1 protein-coding gene is annotated in these 986 nt (G+C 64.5%); it reads right to left on the bottom strand.

The window, feature by feature from the left end:
• Positions 1-986: elongation factor Tu (gene tuf, locus AC1ROD_RS18935; protein ID WP_492949804.1), on the bottom strand; the 986-nt coding region annotated here is incomplete at its 3' end.

The following is a 986-nucleotide window of genomic DNA, read 5'->3' as shown; positions in this document are numbered from 1 at the left end:
TAGTTCGTGAAGAACGGCGTGTGACGGCCGCCTTCTTCCTTGGTCAGGATGTAGGCTTCGGCAAGGAACTTGGTGTGCGGGGTGATCGAACCCGGCTTGCACAGAACCTGACCGCGCTCGACGTCTTCACGCTTGGTGCCGCGCAGCAGAACGCCGACGTTGTCACCGGCCTGGCCCTGGTCGAGCAGCTTGCGGAACATTTCCACGCCCGTGCAGGTCGTCTTCTGGACCGGACGGATGCCGACGATTTCGACTTCTTCACCGACCTTGACGATGCCGCGCTCGACGCGGCCGGTCACGACCGTACCGCGGCCCGAGATCGAGAACACGTCTTCGACCGGCATCAGGAAGGGCAGGTCGACCGGGCGTTCCGGTTGCGGGATGTAGGCGTCGACGGTTTCCATCAGCGCCAGGACGCGTTGTTCGCCGATTTCCGGGTTCACGCCGTCGGTCGCGGCCTTGGCCGAACCCATGGTGATCGGAATGTCGTCGCCCGGGAACTGGTACGACGACAGCAGCTCGCGCACTTCCATCTCGACCAGCTCGAGCAGCTCGGCGTCGTCGACCAGGTCGACCTTGTTCATGAAGACCACCAGGGCCGGCACGCCGACCTGACGGGCCAGCAGGATGTGCTCGCGGGTCTGCGGCATCGGGCCGTCAGCGGCCGAAACCACCAGGATCGCGCCGTCCATCTGCGCGGCGCCCGTGATCATGTTCTTCACATAGTCGGCGTGGCCGGGGCAGTCGACGTGGGCGTAGTGACGGTTGGCCGTCTCATATTCCACGTGCGCGGTGTTGATCGTGATGCCGCGGGCCTTTTCTTCCGGCGCGGCGTCGATGTCGGCGTAGTTCATCGCCTTGGCGCCGCCGGCCTTCGCCAGCGTCATCGTGATCGCCGCCGTCAGCGTCGTCTTGCCGTGGTCAACGTGACCAATCGTGCCGATGTTGCAGTGCGGCTTCGTGCGTTCGAACTTTTCCTTGGCCAT

This window comes from Brevundimonas sp. GW821-FHT12E07 (genome assembly GCF_058807035.1).
The sequence above is the reverse complement of the archived record's forward strand: the minus strand, read 5'-3'. Positions and strand labels throughout refer to the sequence as shown.